Annotated in this window: 16 protein-coding genes; 7 read left to right on the top strand and 9 right to left on the bottom strand. The window is 61.5% G+C overall.

What is annotated here, in order from left to right; translation table 11 throughout:
- Nucleotides 1-242: 242 nt before the first annotated feature.
- Genes ACX80Q_RS17975 through ACX80Q_RS17960 form a run of 4 tightly spaced genes read right to left on the bottom strand, consistent with a single transcriptional unit; the run spans nt 243 to nt 3990 of the window.
- Nucleotides 243-1358: a glycerate kinase gene (locus ACX80Q_RS17975; protein WP_459331905.1), complete on the bottom strand. Its 1116-nt coding sequence runs from the start codon at nt 1356-1358 to the stop codon at nt 243-245.
- A gap of 39 nt (nt 1359-1397) precedes the next feature.
- Nucleotides 1398-2180: a glycerophosphodiester phosphodiesterase gene (locus tag ACX80Q_RS17970; protein WP_459331904.1), complete on the bottom strand. Its 783-nt coding sequence runs from the start codon at nt 2178-2180 to the stop codon at nt 1398-1400.
- Between the two features lie 9 nt (nt 2181-2189).
- Entirely contained in the window at nt 2190-2999 is an 810-nt protein-coding gene (locus ACX80Q_RS17965) for an HAD family hydrolase (protein ID WP_459331903.1), read from the bottom strand.
- Between the two features lie 52 nt (nt 3000-3051).
- A complete protein-coding gene (locus tag ACX80Q_RS17960; protein ID WP_459331902.1) occupies nt 3052-3990 on the bottom strand; it encodes a carbohydrate kinase family protein in 939 nt (312 codons plus the stop codon).
- 325 nt (nt 3991-4315) lie between these two features.
- Between ACX80Q_RS17960 and ACX80Q_RS17955 the strand changes: the two genes are divergently transcribed.
- The 3 genes from ACX80Q_RS17955 (at nt 4316) to ACX80Q_RS17945 (ending at nt 9660) form a co-directional block, all read left to right on the top strand.
- Nucleotides 4316-7255: a discoidin domain-containing protein gene (locus ACX80Q_RS17955; protein ID WP_459331901.1), complete on the top strand. Its 2940-nt coding sequence runs from the start codon at nt 4316-4318 to the stop codon at nt 7253-7255.
- A gap of 178 nt (nt 7256-7433) precedes the next feature.
- Nucleotides 7434-8453 (top strand): LacI family DNA-binding transcriptional regulator, encoded by a 1020-nt coding sequence (locus ACX80Q_RS17950; protein WP_459331900.1) that lies wholly within the window; start codon nt 7434-7436, stop codon nt 8451-8453.
- Between the two features lie 103 nt (nt 8454-8556).
- Entirely contained in the window at nt 8557-9660 is a 1104-nt protein-coding gene (locus tag ACX80Q_RS17945; RefSeq protein WP_459331899.1) for a GTP pyrophosphokinase, read from the top strand.
- A gap of 92 nt (nt 9661-9752) precedes the next feature.
- On the opposite strand, the gene ACX80Q_RS17940 is transcribed toward ACX80Q_RS17945, so the two are convergent.
- The 4 genes from ACX80Q_RS17940 to ACX80Q_RS17925 form a co-directional block, all read right to left on the bottom strand.
- The gene (locus ACX80Q_RS17940; protein WP_459331898.1) at nt 9753-10010 is read right to left on the bottom strand and encodes a hypothetical protein; all 258 of its coding nucleotides are present in this window, start codon (nt 10008-10010) and stop codon (nt 9753-9755) included.
- Between the two features lie 97 nt (nt 10011-10107).
- Nucleotides 10108-10776 (bottom strand): response regulator, encoded by a 669-nt coding sequence (locus ACX80Q_RS17935; protein WP_459331897.1) that lies wholly within the window; start codon nt 10774-10776, stop codon nt 10108-10110.
- Between the two features lie 413 nt (nt 10777-11189).
- Nucleotides 11190-12152, bottom strand: coding sequence for a sensor histidine kinase (locus ACX80Q_RS17930; protein WP_459331896.1), 963 nt, complete (start codon nt 12150-12152; stop codon nt 11190-11192).
- 407 nt (nt 12153-12559) lie between these two features.
- Nucleotides 12560-13579 carry a proline racemase family protein gene (locus tag ACX80Q_RS17925; protein ID WP_459331895.1) on the bottom strand — a complete coding sequence of 340 codons (1020 nt, stop codon included), beginning with the start codon at nt 13577-13579 and terminating at the stop codon, nt 12560-12562.
- Nucleotides 13580-13863: 284 nt separating this feature from the next.
- Between ACX80Q_RS17925 and ACX80Q_RS17920 the strand changes: the two genes are divergently transcribed.
- From ACX80Q_RS17920 to ACX80Q_RS17910, 3 genes are all read left to right on the top strand, one after another.
- A complete protein-coding gene (locus ACX80Q_RS17920) occupies nt 13864-14130 on the top strand; it encodes a hypothetical protein (protein WP_459331894.1) in 267 nt (88 codons plus the stop codon).
- 252 nt (nt 14131-14382) lie between these two features.
- Nucleotides 14383-14778, top strand: coding sequence for a hypothetical protein (locus ACX80Q_RS17915; RefSeq protein WP_459331893.1), 396 nt, complete (start codon nt 14383-14385; stop codon nt 14776-14778).
- Entirely contained in the window at nt 14727-15296 is a 570-nt protein-coding gene (locus tag ACX80Q_RS17910) for a VanW family protein (protein ID WP_459331892.1), read from the top strand. Before ACX80Q_RS17915 ends, ACX80Q_RS17910 begins: the two co-directional genes overlap by 52 nt.
- A gap of 21 nt (nt 15297-15317) precedes the next feature.
- On the opposite strand, the gene ACX80Q_RS17905 is transcribed toward ACX80Q_RS17910, so the two are convergent.
- Entirely contained in the window at nt 15318-16115 is a 798-nt protein-coding gene (locus tag ACX80Q_RS17905) for a LysR family substrate-binding domain-containing protein (protein ID WP_459331891.1), read from the bottom strand.
- A gap of 72 nt (nt 16116-16187) precedes the next feature.
- On the opposite strand from ACX80Q_RS17905, the gene ACX80Q_RS17900 reads away from it, so the two are divergent.
- Nucleotides 16188-16550, top strand: coding sequence for a DUF5997 family protein (locus ACX80Q_RS17900; protein WP_459331906.1), 363 nt, complete (start codon nt 16188-16190; stop codon nt 16548-16550).
- The last annotated feature ends 118 nt before the right edge of the window (nt 16551-16668 follow it).

Below are 16668 nucleotides of genomic sequence, written 5' to 3'. Positions count from 1 at the left end.
ATGGACCAACCCACGAATCTCGTCCCTTGTATAACCTTGCGTAATTGATGACATGGTTGGCTCCTTCAATCAAAAGAAATGAATGACTCACAACCAGCCTGACGTAGAGGGAAGCCACTAGTTCTGCGCACCGTTTGAGGCGAATCTGGCGCAGCTGTGAAAGTGGCGAATCATTCGTCCACAACGGTGCGTAGATGCACAACTGCAGTGGCGGGCGCGGGGGTCAAGCGGGAGCAGCGTGCTCAGATGCCGTTGAGCGCCTCGGAGGTGGCCCGCGTGGTGAAGAGAGCGGCGTCGGCCAGGGCGGCCTCCGGGGAGCCCGCCACATCGGTGGCACTGACGGCTGCGACCACGCCGTGTTCGGCCAGTTGCTGCGGTGTCACAGTGATTCGTCCGGCCACTACAACCACGGGGATCCCCCGGGCGTGCGCGGCGTCGGCCACTCCCAGCGGGCCCTTTCCGGAGAGAGATTGCACATCAAGTGAGCCTTCGCCCGTGATGACCAGGTCGACGCCCGCCAGGGCCTCGTCAAGGTTGATCATGGCAGCCACCAGGTCAAAGCCACGCTCAATGGTGGCGTTGGCGTAGGCAACAAACATGGAGGGGAAGCCGCCGGCAGCTCCTGCCCCCGGCACGTCGATGTCAATCCCGGTGGATTCCCGCACCACGGCGGCCAAATTGCGCAGCCCGGCGTCGAGGTGGTCCACGGCCTGCGCATCGGCGCCCTTTTGCTGCGCAAACACATGGGCCGCACCGTTGGGACCGTACAAGTGGTTGTCCACATCCACTGCCATCCTGATTTTCACCGTGGCCAGCCTCGGGTCGAGTTCCGCGGCGTCCACGGCAACAACCTCGCCTAGGGAGCCGCCGCCCAGGGGCACCAAATTGTCATTGGCGTCAAACATTTTCAGTCCCAGCGCGCGCAAGGCGCCCGTTCCGGCGTCGGTCATGGCGGACCCACCCAGGCCGATGATGATTTCGGTGGCCCCAGCCTCCAGGGCGGCGGAGATCAACTGCCCACAGCCATAGGAATGCGCTCGTAGGGAGTTCTCCACTGTGGGTTCACTGAGCAGGTAGCCGCTGGCCTGGGCCGTTTCAATGACAGCCACCTTGCTGCCCTCGTGGAATGCCCACGCAGCACCAACAGGCTTCAAAATGGGACCCACCACAGCGTTCAGCCGCTCACTAAAGCCCGCAGCCACCGCGGCGTCCACGGTACCTTCGCCGCCGTCGGCAATGGGGAGGGTGGTCACCACCGCATCGGGATAGACACGCAGCGCCCCTTCAGCCATGGCCGCTGCGGCTTCGGGAGCCGTGAGGGTCCCCTTGAACTTGTCCGGGGCAATGAGGATACGCATGTGTCCATCCTGCCACCGGTCACCGACAAGGCAGAATAGTTACGCCCAGTAACCACGCTGGCGCATGACTTCGGCTAACAAATCAGCCCGGTCCGTCATGATGCCGTCCACGCCGAGGTCAAAAAGCTGGTGCATCTCGCTGGGCGAATCAATGGTCCACACGTGCACCTTGAGCCCCAGTCTGTGCGCCCGGCGCACCGAGGCCGCCGTGACCAGCTCATGGCGCCCGTGCCAGCGTGGAATCTGCAGCACATCCACCCCTTGGATCAACAGGCGTGCCAGCGGACCGGGCAGCCACTGGCCAAGAAGGAAATAGGCCGCAAGGTGCCATTTGCCCGGGGCACTCGCCACCGGGCGGCTCAGCCGGGATACCACGGCACGACGGCGCTTTCCAGAGAAAGACGCCACGCACACGCGGTCGTGCAGCCCCCATTCCTCGATCAGCTCAGCCAGCGGCACCACCGAGCCCTGGTCCTTGACGTCAATATTGAACCGGGCCGTTGGCAGCGCCGCAACAAACTCGGAGAGGGTGGCAATGGGTTCCCTGCCGCCAATGCGCGCCTTGCCCACCACCGAATAGGGCAGCTGGGAGATCACGCCGTTCTGGTCAGTGACCCGGTCAAGCGTGGAATCATGGAACACCACCGTGACACCGTCGGCAGTGGTGTTGATGTCCGTTTCCACGTAGCGGAAACCCAGGTCCAGGGCCGCCCTGAAGGCCACGAGCGAGTTTTCCAAGCCATCGCGGGAGTAACCCCTGTGGGCAATGGCCACAGGGTGCGCGGAGGCCAGATAGGGCTTTTCGGCTTTGCTGCGTGGCATGGTGCGTTCCTAGGCCAGGCGCAGGGCGGCTAGGCGGGACTCGATGATCTGGGCAACGCCGTCGTCCTCAAAGCGGGGGGCCACGAGGGCAGTGGCCGCGAGCGCTTGCGGGTGTCCACTGGCCATGGCATAGCCGGCACCTGCCCAGCCGAGCATTTCAATGTCATTGGGCATGTCGCCGAACGCCACCACGTCGGCGGCGTCAATGCCCAGCGAGGCTGCGTAGTGGGCCAGCGTCACGGACTTGTTGACACCTATCGGCCCCATTTCCAGCAGCGCCAGTTCGGGCGCCGAGTGGGTGACCTCAATGAGGGTGCCCATGCCGGGCGCAACCAGCGCCAGGAATTCGTCGGCGTTGCCGGTGTGCAGCACGGCCAGCATCTTCACGATCCCACCCTCGGCAATGTCCGCGGTCAGCACGGCGGGGACAACGTTCAGGCTGCCTGCCGGGATCCGGTTGCCCAGAAACCCGTCCTCAACGTGCAGCCCGGTGAGTGACTCCAGCGCGAATCGTGCTTCCGGTACCAGCGCCGTGACAATGTCCCTGACCTGCGCCACAGTATCCCAGCCGATCACATGGGAGTTGAGCACCTGCTCGGTGCCTAGATGGTAGGTCACAGCCCCGTTGGAGCAGATGACGGTTCCCGTGTGGCCGATTTGTTCGCGGATGGGGTCCAGCCAGCGCGGCGGCCGTCCCGTCACAAAAACAATCTCAACGCCCGCCTCGGCGGCCGCCGCGAAGGCTTCCACCGTGCGGGCGCTGATGGTGCCGTCGTGGCCAAGTATGGTTCCGTCAATGTCGCTGGCAATTAAACGCATACTCAAGGCTATCCAACTTCGGCCCGGGCGGCGCCACCGCCTCTGGCTGGGGTCAGTTCTGCAATTCGTGGCGGCTGGGCGGGTTGGCGCCGGCGCGGGACACTGTAATGGCGGCCGCCCGGGCAGCGTAGCCAATCATCTCGGCCAGGGTGGCAGTGCTGATCCCGCGCAAGTCGCCACGACGTTGGGCACCGTCCAATTCCCTGTCCACCAACGTGGACAGCAAGGCAGCCATGAATGAATCCCCGGCACCCACAGTGTCAACGACGTCCACCTCCGGTACGGGGCAGGCAGCCTCGCCCGCGGCGCACACGGCCCAGGGACCGTCCCCGCCCTGGGTGAGAATGACGACGGCGGGGCCTTGCGTGCCGCCCAGGGCAAGCCAGCTGCGGGCCGATTCCTTGGGTTCAACACCCGGGTAGAGCCAGGCCAGGTCCTCATCCGAGGCTTTGACTACATCGGCCAGGCGGACAAACTTTTCGGCCTGCTCCCGGGCATAGGCAACGTCAGTAATGATGCTCGGCCGGCAATTGGGGTCGAAGGCAATCGTGGCCAGGGGATGCAGGGCCGTCACGGCCGCGAGAACCTGCGCGGCACCAGGGGCCAGCATGGTGGCAATGGAGCCTGTATGCAGCAAGGTGGTGGCGCCCAGCATGAAATTCGGAGCTTCTGCCGAAGTGGTCAGCTCCGGCAGGACCCAATCCAACGCGAACTCGTACGTGGCCGCCCCGCCGTCGTCGAGCACTGCCCGCGCCACGGAGGTGGGCAGCGAATCGGGCGCCAGGGGAACCATGACGGAGTTGTTCCGCAGATGGCCCGCCACCATGTCGCCATAGGCATCGTGGCCATAGCGGCCAAGGAACTGCACCGGGTGGCCCAACCGGGCAAGGCCAACGGCAACGTTCATGGGGCTGCCGCCCACATGCGGCACCGGACCCTTGCCGGGGTGCACAACTTCATCTACCAGGGCCTCGCCAATAACAGTCAACATGGCACCAGCCTAGGCGTCACTTGGGTGGCACTGAAATGTGAACCTGGCCCCGCCCCTTCGCTCGCTTGGCCACGTCATATTCACAAAGACCCCGCTCAGATGTGACGTGGGCCTCCTATACTTCAAATAGTGATCCATAACATGCGTGAACATGGCATGAGAAGCCTAAGTTCAAGCACCTATCGTCGCATTACGGCATGTCGATCAATCCATCATGAGATCCATAATTTCAAGAATGCCCAGCACATCTGGTCCACGCTTTGGGCCGGGCCGAAGTCCACGGCACGTCATGTTCGGGCAAAAGCACACGAGAGGCAACACCTGTATGAAAAGTACTTGGCGCACGATTGCGATGGTGGCAGCCCTGGGCATGCCGCTGGCCGGCATCTCGGCACTATCCCCGGCGGCGGCAGCCCCGGAAGAACCGGCCATTAATCCAGCACCGGTGGTGGTGCCGTCCTTGCACGAATGGACCGGCGGCAACGGCAAGGTTGAGATCTCCCCCGCCAGCCGCATTGTTGTCCCGGCAGCACTGAATAAAGTGGGAGAGGAGTTTTCCGATGATTTGGCCGAACTGACGGGGTTGGATCTGGCTGTTGCCACGGGAGCCAGCAAGCCCGGAGATATCTCGCTGGTCTTGGATGCGACGGATAAGTACGTTGCCGGCGGCGAGCGCTACGACGCCGAAGGGTACAAACTCGACATCGCCGCAGCTGGAGTGAAGGTCACGGCCCCGACCGAGACGGGCGCGTACTACGGGACACGCAGCATTTTGCAGATCCTGACCCAGTCCGATGGTCGCAACAAACTACCTGTGGGTTCCTCGGTTGACTGGCCCGATTATGAGGCCCGGGGGTTCATCCTGGATGTAGGTCGCCGCTTCTTCACAGCGGATTTTATCAATGACTACATCAAGATGATGAGCTACTACAAGCTCAACCGCTTCCAGATTCACCTCAACGACAATGAGATCTTTGCCGGCCCTGACCGGGACTGGCGCAACCTTCAACAGGGCTTCCGGCTCAAGTCTGAAAACCCGGTGTACGCAGGCCTGGCCTCCGCCGACGGCTCCTATGACCGCTCCGACTGGGACGGCTTCGAGGCCACCGCAGGCAGCCGTGGCGTACAGATCATCCCTGAAATCGATGTTCCCGCGCACGCGGCCGCCATTATTAAGTGGCGCCCGGACATCGGCCTGGACAGCGGCAAGTCAGACCACCTTGACCTGAGCAAGCCGGAAACCACGGCAGCCGTCAAGGGGATCTTTGACGAGTTCATGCCCTGGTTCCAGGGTGCAGAGGTCAATTTCGGTGCCGACGAGTACCCGGGCAACAAGACTCAGTATCGCAAGTTTTACAACGACATGTCCGCGCACATCCGGGCCAAGGGCAAGCAGCCGGGCGCCTGGGGCAGCTTTACCGAAATGAGCAAGGGGACCGGACTCGCCGGAGTGGAGGGTTTCGACAAAGACGTCATCATCAATTCCTGGAATAACGGTTGGTACGGATTGAATGCCGCTGCCGCAGATGGCATGAAGTTCATCAACACCAATGACGGCACCTTGTATGTAGTGCCCTTTGCCGACTACTACCACGGCAGTGGTTTGAACAATCAGTGGCTGTACACCAATTGGCTGCCCAACACTGCGGGCAACGAAACAGTGCTACCTGAGCAGGTCATGGGTGCCATGTTCGCGGTGTGGAATGACCTTGTCAGCGAGGACTACAGCCAGCAGGACGTTCACGGCCTGATCGAGCGCTCCTTCCCCGTTGTTGCCCAGAAGACCTGGACGGCTAAGACCCCCGCACTGCCCTACGCAAGCTTCAATAGTGCCCTCGACAAGATTGGCATGGGCCCCTCCCTTGGCACAGTCAAGGACACCACCCCCGCAGCCGGTGCAAGTGACCTCGCTTCCGGCAAGTCCGTGGTGGCTTCCTCCACCAAGGCCGGGTACCCGGCGTCGAACGCCACTGATGGCGAGCAAAACACTCGCTGGGAGTCTGCCGATGGCAACAGCGCATCGCTGACCATTGACTTGGGCAGTGTGCACAAGGTTGGTGGCGTCAACGCTGAATGGGCCGCCAACGCGCCCGCCGGCTACGCCGTGGAAACGTCCAAGGACGGTTTGTTCTGGGACCGCGTCACCTCCCATGAGGTGGCAGGGGCGGGCGCTGACCGTGTCCTCTTCCCCACCACCGAGGCTCGTTTTGTTCGCTTGGCTGGCCTCACGCCTGCAGGTGACAAGGCGGCCCGCGCAGCATCCGGGACCGTGGGGGCATGGAGCGTGGGAGTTGAGGGAATCACCAACGTTGCCATCGGCGCCACAGCCACCGCATCCGGCAATGAAGCCCCCACCCTGCCTGCGGATCAGGCCTTCGACGGCAACCTTGCCACCCGTTGGTCAGCCAACTACAACGGCGTGCGCTGGATCGCCGGCGACCTGGGCAAGGCCCAGCCCATCAACGAGGTGACCATCGCCTGGGAAGGCGCCTCCGCGAAGGACTACACCGTCTCCACCTCCCTTGACGGGGTCAGCTGGAGCGTGGCCGCCACTAAGACGGCCATGCCTGCGAACAAGCGTACGGACGTGGTGACTTTTGATTCAGTCACAGCCCGCCACGTCAAGGTAGAGATCCAGGCCTCGACCCTTGGCATCTACCTCTCCGCCTACGAGATCGAGGTTCGCAACACGGCGGTCACCGCCTTGGGTGTTGCCGGTTCCTTGGCTGGCACACCCAATGCTGAGGGGACGTTCGACGCCGAACCCACAGTAACGCTGGCAGCCACCGGCGCCGGCGCCCCGGGCGCTTCGTTGGAGTACCGGATTGGCCAGGGCCCCTGGACCTCATACACGGCTCCGTTTGCCGTGGCCGGCTACCAGCGTTCAACTGTTGAGTACCGGGCCTCCAGCGGCGCGGAAACCTTTGCCGGCTTCGTTGTGTTGGACCTGGACACCCCGGGAGCTTCACCGTCTCCCACCCCGGAACCCACGGAAACCACGGCGCCGGCAACAACGGTTCCTGCCACCACACCGGCCACCACGGCTCCTGCCACCACCGGACCGGCAACCACGCTGGCCCCAACGGGTGCCGTCACGGTTGAGCCCACCACCACGCCGGCAGCAACGCCTGCCACATCGGATGGCGTTCTTGCGCAAACAGGTACCGGCATCACGGCACTTGTCTTCGCCGGGATGCTCCTGATGGGGGCCGGGGCACTGACCCTGCTCCGCCGTCGCTCATCACGTGGGCGCTACCAAAGCTAGGCGACCCCGCCAGCGCATCCGGTAACAAACAGTTGTGGCGGTTGGGATGAATTCCCGACCGCCACAGCATTTTGGCTCCGCCGTCCCGGTCCGAGAACTGCGCGCCCGTGAACCGTTCAAGCTATGCTCGGGGATGGTATTTGACGTGCAATAAACAAGCATTGGATGGCAGGCAGGCATGAGCACTTCGGCGTCAAGGCCGCACAGTATTCGCGATGTGGCAACTGCGGCCGGAGTGTCGCCCCAGACGGTTTCCCGGGTCCTCAATAGCCACCACAGCGTAAAGCCTGCCACCCGGGAACGCGTCCAGGCAGCCATTGAACAGCTCGGCTACCACCGCAACTACGCTGCACGGAGCCTTTCTACCGGCCGAACCCAGATCATTGGCCTGGTCATGTTCAACACCGACTCTTACGCCCGCTCCATTGTGGTGAGCAGCATTGAGTCGGCCGCTGCGGCGCTGGACCACTCAGTGATCACCTCCCCCATCTCCGCCATGGACGACGCGACCATTGAAACGGCCGTGCAGGGCCTGGTTGACCGCGGCGCTGACGGAATCATTCTGGCCGTCCCCATGGTGGATTCAAGTCCTGTTGTGTCCAAGATTGGCAACACCACCCCCATCGTCACCCTGGATGGGTCCCGCACAGAATCCAGCGAGTTGCTGGTCATTGACCAGGCGCTGGTTGCCGAGCTGGCAACGCAGCATTTGCTGGACCTGGGGCACCAGACCGTATGGCACTTGGCCGGCCCGCAAAACTGGATTGAGGCCATAGACCGCAGCGCGGGCTGGCGCGCAACGCTGGAACGGGCAGGCAAGGAAGTCCCGCCCGAGCTGCACGGCGACTGGTCTCCGGAGTCGGGCTACGCCAATGGGCTGATTGCGGCCCAAAATCCGGGGCTGACAGCCATTTTTGTTTCGAGCGACGAAATGGCTTTCGGCGTGATCAGGGCCCTGCACGAGAGCGGGCGGCGCGTACCCGACGACGTATCAGTTGTCAGCGTGGACAATATTCCGCTGGCAGAGTTCAGTTCGCCGTCGCTGACCACTGTGGCGCAGCCCTTTAGGAAGATTGGTCATCTGGCCGTCCAGCGGTTGCGGCACCGTCTGACTAACTCGCAGGAACCCTTCCCACCTTTTGCCTTGGTCCCGGAACTGATCGTACGCAGCAGCACGGCCGCGCCGCCGTCGAACTAGCCGCTGGCCACAACTGGAATACCCCTGCCCTTAATCCATTTTTTGCTTCAATTGCGGTGCTGCGACTCGCTTAGTCACCGCCGCGACGTTTAGGCTCGACACTATGGGTAGTAATTGGGATCGACTCGATGAATCGCTGCGGCCTGCCGTCAGCGCCTCGGTGGCTGACTTTGAGCGAACGCGGCCGGCATTGGAAAAGGTCACGGCGGAGATGGAAGCGCTTGTCCGCGACGTTCTCGCGGACGCCGAAGATAAGCCCTTGTTTGTCACCAGTAGGACCAAAACAGTGGAATCGTTCCGCGAAAAGGCCTCCCGCATGGTGCCGGAACCTGACAGCGCCCCGACCCTGCTGTTCCCGGAGCCGCTGAAGAACCTCACGGACATGGTGGGTGTGCGTGTCATCACCACACTTCCCGGCGAGAACGCCCAAGCAGCCAACCTGATTAAACGGCGCAGGAACATCTTTGACTGCCGCGGCGACACCGAAAAGGACATTGGCTCCATTGAGTCCGGTACCTACGGCTACTCCAGCCGGCACTTGATACTGCGCACCATCCAAAACGATGTGGTGCGGGCCTACCAGGAACTGCTGGATCCTGACAACAAGCCCAATGGCAGCTATTTCTTCGAATGCCAGATCCGCACCATCTTCGCCCACGCGTGGAGCGAGATTGAACATGACATTCGCTTCAAATCCCAGGACCCGCGCGCGTGGAGCCCCTTCTTTGACAGGCAGTTCACGGCCACGGCCGCCATGCTGGAGACGGTTGAGTCGGCCTTTTCCGAGCTCCATGACAGGTATGAAACGGTCACGAGCTACTGGGATGTTGACGGTGAAGGAAAGGTTTCACTGACGCCCAACAGAATCAAGGCCGTCTGGCAGACTCTGCTGCCGCACGTTGACAGGAAGGCCGACGACGATTGGGGCTGGGCCGCCGAACTGGTGGCCGCCCATGGCCTCAGCAAGACAGTGGACCTGGCCGCACTGCTGCAGCCGGAGATCATCTCCAACGTCCGCAAGGCCCTGGACCACAGGTACTCCCCCGGCCCAGACAGGCTGCTGGATGACCTGCTGCTGTGGCAGTTTGGGGAAAGCCACATTGACTTGACGGCTGAGGATCCCGGCACCGATCAGACACCGCGCCGCGACAGCCTGGTCCGCCGCCATCAGCAGATGCAGCGCTACCGCAAGGCCCAAGGCTTCTAGACCGGTTTCAAGATGGTGCGTTTAAAAGCGTTCTGCGCAGGGCAACTTCTGTTGCCCTGCGCAGACCTTTTAGCATTGGCGCTAGACGCCATTTAGCAGATGCGAAAGCCAAACAGGTTGCATGGCAGAAATATCATGCCGTAAGTTGTGGCCACGCTGCCAGCTGCCACTGAAGTGGCGGCGGTATCACTGGCAACTGTTGTGTCTGCCTGGGCAGGGGACAATCCGGGAGCCAGAACCAGGCCCGCAGCGAGCACAGCGGCGACACCCACGGAAGCAAAGGGAGATTTCATGAAAGAACCTTTCAACTGAATGGTATGGATCACCATGACATGGCTGATTTCCAGCATAGATTGCCCAGAAGGGTGAGGAAACAGTCGGGGCAGCAATTAGCCCCTGTCCTTTTGGACAGTCTTTTCGCCAACTCGCCGAACTAGAGCTTCGGGCCTACGCAACAACCCCGGTGCGGAGCGCCGTAATAACAAGTTGCAGGCGGTCCCTGGCCTGAAATTTGCGGCCCAACCGAACCAGGTGGTACTTGACAGTGGATTCAGAAAGGAAGAGCGAGGCAGCAATTTCACTGTTGCTGCGGCCTTCACAAAGCAACTTCAGCACGTCTTCTTCACGGTCCGAGAGCTCAACAAGCGACTCCGCCCGCGTGGCCGGCCGGCTCTTGCGAACATCTGCAACTAGGAGGTGCGTGACGGCGGGGTCTATGGGGCAGTCGCCAGCGTGAACTTCCCGGACGGCTGCAACAATGCGTTCCGGTTCGGCGTCCTTGACCACGTAGCCGCTTGCTCCAGCTATCAGGGCGGCCTTGAGGTACACATCGGAAATATGTCCGGTGACAACCAGTATCCGGATTTCGGGAATTTCCGCCACTATTTGACGGATCGCCGCAATGCCGTCCATGACGGGCATCTGGATATCGATGAGGATGACGTCCGGGTGCAGCTCATGCGCCAAGCGGACGGCATCAGCACCGTTCTCGCCTTCTTCCAGCACCACCAAATCTGGGGCCTGGGATAGGTACGTTCGCAACGCACCCCGGACAAATTTTTCATCATCGACGATGACCACGTTGATGGCCTCGGATGTTTCCACAATCACACTCATGCTGACAGTCTACGTAACTTGGCTCATGCGCCAGGGCAGGCAGAGCGCTCGTGGATTGGCAAGACCGCCATGGGGGCTGCCTTGGGCGATGTCCTCAAGAATCAGCGGGTGAGCGAGGGGAATGAGCCGGAGGGCCAGATGCCCACGGACTTGGAACGCCCGCGCTGTGCCGTGGCCACTGCTCCAAGCAAGTTCAATGTGTTCATGACAATCTCCTACGAAATGAGGCGAAGCGTGTGCAACGCCTTCGAAGCTGCCCGGGAAAACTCTTAATTTCCTGAACACTTTAGACGCTACGCAAGGCGTACTTTGACTTTCAATGCCCCCAGGACATCTCTGCCCGAACGGACAGGCGGAAACCGACTGTTTTGGCAAGGACTAGCCATTTGGCCTACTGCTCCAGCGGAGTGCTGTTAGTGGAGCAGTTGACGACCCTTGATGGGCAGGACTGTGCGCACACTCCACCATCCGTTGACCGGACCCGCATCCAGGGTGCCGCCGAGCCGGGATGCTCGCTCCCGCAGGCCAATGAGTCCGGTACCCGAGATGGGTAGTCGCGGCTTGCCAGGGGTCATCCGGTTGCGAACAAGCAACTCAATGTGGTCATCCTGCACGTCCACGGTAATATCACATTCGCTGCTGCCGCCTGTATGCCTGACCACATTGGTGGCGCTTTCCTGCAGTATTCGCAGCACGGTGGAACGCAACCCGTTGGGGACTCGGTCCAAGTTCCCAGATGTGCTGACGTGGGTGGGGTAGCCCAGGCTGTTGAGCTGCTTTTGTGATTCGGCAACGCTCTTCGCCAGATCGATCGTGGCCGAACTGGGCGAGACACTGGTTTCCGACCCGGCCATCGCGGGGACCTCGTCCGCACGCATGGTTTGCAGGAGCCGGCGCAGGTCATCAAGCGAGCTTCGGGCCATGACCCCAATCTCCGACAGTGCGTGGTTCTGGGCCCCTGAGTCCTTGGAAATTTTGCCAAGATTCGCCTGCACAGCGATCATTGTCAGACCGTGCGTGACAACGTCGTGCAGTTCCCTGGCCAGTTCTGTGCGCTGCTCCAGGGCAGCCTTTGCGGCTGTTTCCTCCGCGATCTTTTGTGTCCGCTCTGTCTGGATGGACTTTTCTCTCAACAATTTGACCGCCAGCCCCGGGGCGATCAGCAGCAACGTGGCAGGGAAGTAGCCCCACAAAGCCTGCGTCGGCAATGAGGAGACACCGAGCACCCACAAAACCTGCCACATGAGGAAGCCGCCAACCATCACCGCAAGGCTCCGGGTTGAGACACGGTAGGCGGAGACTGCAATCGCCCCGAAGGTCAAGAGCAGCGCCCCTCCTGGTTCCGGGTTCGGGTACATGCTTGCCAGCAGCGCCACGAAAGCATAAGGGGTTAGTTGAGGCCGAAACGCCAGCGTCATCCACACAAGCCACGAAGTGACGGTGCTGGCAGGCACCCACCACTGGAGATTGCCTCCATGGTCCTCAAGTAAAAATAGGCGAAGATCGTCAAAAGCTGACACCGTGACAAAAAGAGCGAGGAGAAACCCGACCAAGATCGGCAGTGGTGAACTGCCGATCTTCATCAAGCCGCCAAGATCGATCTTCTGCCACGCCCTGCGCGGCCGGGCACTCATCTCAGAACTGCCATCTGGAGTGCATCACGGCTGCTGCGTCCGGCTGCGGGGCGGGGTCAACGTACATGTCGCCATAGTATCTGCTGGGAACCCCAACACGGCGCAACTGACACCGGACAAGGAACCCTGGACAACCTCGGGTGCTCCCATCAGCGCAGCAGGAATCCCAGCCCCAGCTCGTCGTCGGCGTCGAGGGTGAATTTGCCCTCCCCCACGGGGAATGCCCGCCCGCTGACCTCCACCACCAGGCCGCCGCCCGGCCCTGCAACCTTGTCCACCACGCGTGCGGCAAAACGGGAATCAATGATGGAGTAGTGCTCCAGCAACTCCCCATCAGCCAGTTCGCCCGCATCGCTGAGCAATGCGACCCGGGCTGCCGTGCCGGATCCGCTGGGTGACCTGTCCACCTGGCCGTCGGCAAAAACGTTGACATTGCGTTGCGTCAGCCCTGAGCCGGAGTGCTTCATGGGCTCATGAAAAATGGTGCCGAACACCCCTTCACTGCGAGCATCCCCCAGCTCCATGACTGCGGAATGGTTGGCAAGTCCCGCGCGCACCTGGTGTCCGGCGGCAATCACCTTGGCCAGGTTCGACGGCGCAACCTCAAGGCCCGCCGCGGCGGCAGGCAGGGACGCGTATAGCGCACCGCTCCAGGCGAGATCCACACGCAGGTGCCCAAAGTCAGAGGTTTTGATCTCAATATCCCTGGCCACAACGTAGGAGGGGACATTCTGGAAGGCGACCTGGGCCACTTTGCCACCAACCATGCTCACCCGGGCCGTGACGCGCCCCGAGGGGACGTCAATGACAACGTCCGTCTCGCCGTCGTCCGGGGCCCTGACAAGACCGCTGCGGACGGCCCAGGTGCCCAGCGCCATGGTTCCATGGCCGCAGGCGGTTGAAAATCCATCGCGGTGCCAGAACAAGGCGCCAAAATGGGCGCCGGGGTCATTGGGCGGGAGCACAAATCCGCCGTACATATCGGCGTGCCCTCTTGGCTCGTTGACAAGAAGCTGGCGGAGCTTGTTGGCATCACCTGCCCTGGCGTTTTCGCGCCGTTGCGCGGCGGTGGTTCCCGGGATAAGGAAAGGCAACGTTGGCACAATCCTGAACGGTTCGCCGGCCGCGTGATAGTCAAAGGTTTCTATTTCCCACAATGCCGCTTTCACGTCTTGGATCTCCTTTGAGCTGGCAAACCTTGGCCTTGGCCGGTCGTAGGCTTCTGCCGTCAATATGGCACGGCGCCAATGGGCTGTCAATGATTGCTTGTCCGCACCGTGCTGCCGATCAGGTGGCCGGCTGGCGCGCATGGGCAGCTCTGCATGGGTAGCTCGCCCCATCGACGCCGTTGATCGCCGTGGGATAGATTCTTGGTAACCGCTCAACCGGAACTTCCCGGAAAAGTGAAACTGCAGCGGCACCGCCGCAAACTTCTAACATAAGGATGTGCATCATGGCCGGAATGATTGGTAATGACCCCCAGGACATGGCGGAACTGGTTTCCAAGCTGTCTACAGCCGTTGACCAGATCACCCAGGCAATGACCACCTTGGATGGCAAGGCCCAGTCGGTTCGCTGGGAAGGCCCCGACGCCACCCGTTTCAAGGGCACCCAGTGGCCCGCCTCCAAGCAGCAGCTGGCCCGGGTCATTGCTGAACTGAACGACGTCAAAGCACTTGTTGCCAAGCAGAAGCAGCAGCAGCTCGACGCTTCCAAGTAGCTCCTGCGCCCGCCCGTCTGGGCCCGCCAAAATGCTGGTTCCGCGCCCTTGGGCGGGGTCCGGCATTTTTGCATTCCAGCCATATAACTGCCGGGGTCTGTAGCCGGCACGTGTGGTCAGCGGATACAAAAACGCTAGAATCTGCTTTGTGACAGGCCAAGGGCCGTGGCTCCCGCCTGACGCCGCCGTCGAGGTTAGGATTCTTGGTGATGGGCATGGACGTGGCACCGGGCCACGACCGTTTCTGGGGTATTGAGTGGCGCTATCCGCGAGCACCAGAAAGCCTACAACACTTATTGGGGGCAGTTCGGCGTGGGTCGGAAATTATTTGGGGAAATTTCACCGTTGACGTATGCAATCGCCGTCAACCGGCAGATTTTGTTGCGCAAGATTCAAAACGTTCGGGCAGGGACCAGGTTCGCCACCACGAGGGACTATGGTGATTTGCCCGTCAGCGTCTACAAACACAATTCGCTGATCCGCCGCAAACTGGGCACGGTTGATGTGGCATTGCAGGAAAACAAGGCCATCAGTCTTGGTTTGGCGGCTCCGCATATTGATGGCGTGCTGATTGGCCCGGGCGAGACCTTCTCGTTTTGGCAATTGGTGGGGCGCTGCTCCGCCAAAAGGGTTATCGCGTTGGCCTGACCATCAACCACAGCGGTCCGGACTCCGGCATTGGTGGTGGATTGTGCCAGTTCACCAATTTGCTGCATTGGATGGTGCTGCACAGCCCCCTGGACATTGTTGAACATCACCACCATGGCGAAATTGACTTGTTCCCCGACTTTAATCGGCAGATTCCCTTTGGTACGGGAACGTCCATTGTGTACAACTACTTGGACTACCGGGTCAAAAACAATACCGACAACACTTTTCAGCTGCGCATTTCAGTGACGGAGGAGCATCTCCGTGGTGAATTGCGTGCCGCGGAGCCGCTGCCGGTGAAGTATCACGTCAAGGAGCAGGACGCCAATTTCCAGGAGGAGGCCGACGGCGAGGTGTATCGGCGCAACAAGGTCTTCCGAACCACCCGGGACAAGCGGACCGGCAATGAAATCGCGCACGAACTTGTGGTTGAAAACAACACCAAAGTCCTTTACGGCCGCACCGTGATCAATGCGCCGATCCGCGCACTCCACGAGACAGCAGAGGTCGCAGCCTAGCGGGCGTGGTTGTCTAAGGAGCTACGAGCGCCGGCCACGCTTTTGGGCTCGGGCCTTGCCACCTGCGCGGCCGCCGCCGCGCAGGTTGGGGGCCGACTTGCTCTTAGTGGCGTTGGTGCGCACCGTGGTTTTGCCTGTTTTGGCACCCTTCTTGGGCGCAGCATCTTGTTTTGCCTGAACCGAAGGCTGGCGAGAGCTGTTGGCGCTGCGGCCGCGCACCACACCGATGAATTCCTGGATGACTGCCTCATCTTCTTCCGGCAGCGGGTAGAACGAATCGATCCAGGCCAGCCCAACGCTGGTCTCGTCAACGCCATGGACCAGCCTGGAGCGCAGGTTTTTGCGGCTGAAGTGGCGGGCCACGGACATCGGCAGGATCAGGACTCCCAACCCGGCCTCAACCAGGTCAAGCGCCTCGTCAATGGAGGCCATCGGCGGCAGCGGCTTACGTGTTCCAGCCGCAATTTCGCTGGAAATATCGCGCCACTGCGGGAAATCGTCCGGGTCGGCGAGCAGGTACTCGTCTGCCAGGTCGGCAACGTCCAATTCCTCAAACGCGGAAATGGCATGGTCCTTGGGGGCCACCACAACATTGAGCTCGCTGTAGAGCGGAATGACGTGCAGTCCCGTCTTATCCACGGGCAGTCGCACGAATGCCATGTCCACCTCGCCGGCGCGCACGGCGTCGAGCTGGTGGGTTTCCGAAACGGGCTTGGCCACCAGGGGCACGTCGGGCATGCGCTCCTGCCAGCGGTGGATCCACTTTCCAGGAGTCACACCCGGGACAAAGGTCACTGTAATTTCGCGGGATTCAGACACCTGTTTACCCTAGCGCACCCCGCGGCCACCGGTACCCTTAGAGGTATGAGCATTAAACCTTCCCCCCAAGCCATGAAATCCGCCACCGCGGCCAAGAAGCTGGGCATCCACCTGCCCGCCGCCCCTGCGGAATTCCAAGAGAACGCGCTGAGCCGGGAGGAATTCAAGATCTTGCAGGAGAATCCTCCGGAATGGCTGGCCGAGCTGCGCCGCAATGGCCCGCACCCGCGTGCCGTCATGGCCCAGAAGCTGAACATTTCCATTGGCGGCCTGAGCCGTTCCAACATCACCGATGCCCTCACGACGGCGGAGATCACAGCCCTGCTGCAGGCTCCCCCGGCGTGGCTGGTTGAGGAACGTGCCGTGCATGCCAAGGCCCGCGCCGAGGCCCAGCTGGCGAAAGAGCGCGAGGCGGCCCGCCGCCCCCAGAGCTAGGCGTTTGAGCAACTGACTGTGAGTCTTGTATGTAGCTGGTCTGGGACTAGCTGGCAGAGTAGGTAGCGGCTGTACCATCTGATGAATGTGACTCAGCAACTGACTGGCTCCGTGAGGA

Source organism: Arthrobacter sp. HLT1-20, assembly GCF_054510895.1.
The sequence above is the reverse complement of the archived record's forward strand: the minus strand, read 5'-3'. Positions and strand labels throughout refer to the sequence as shown.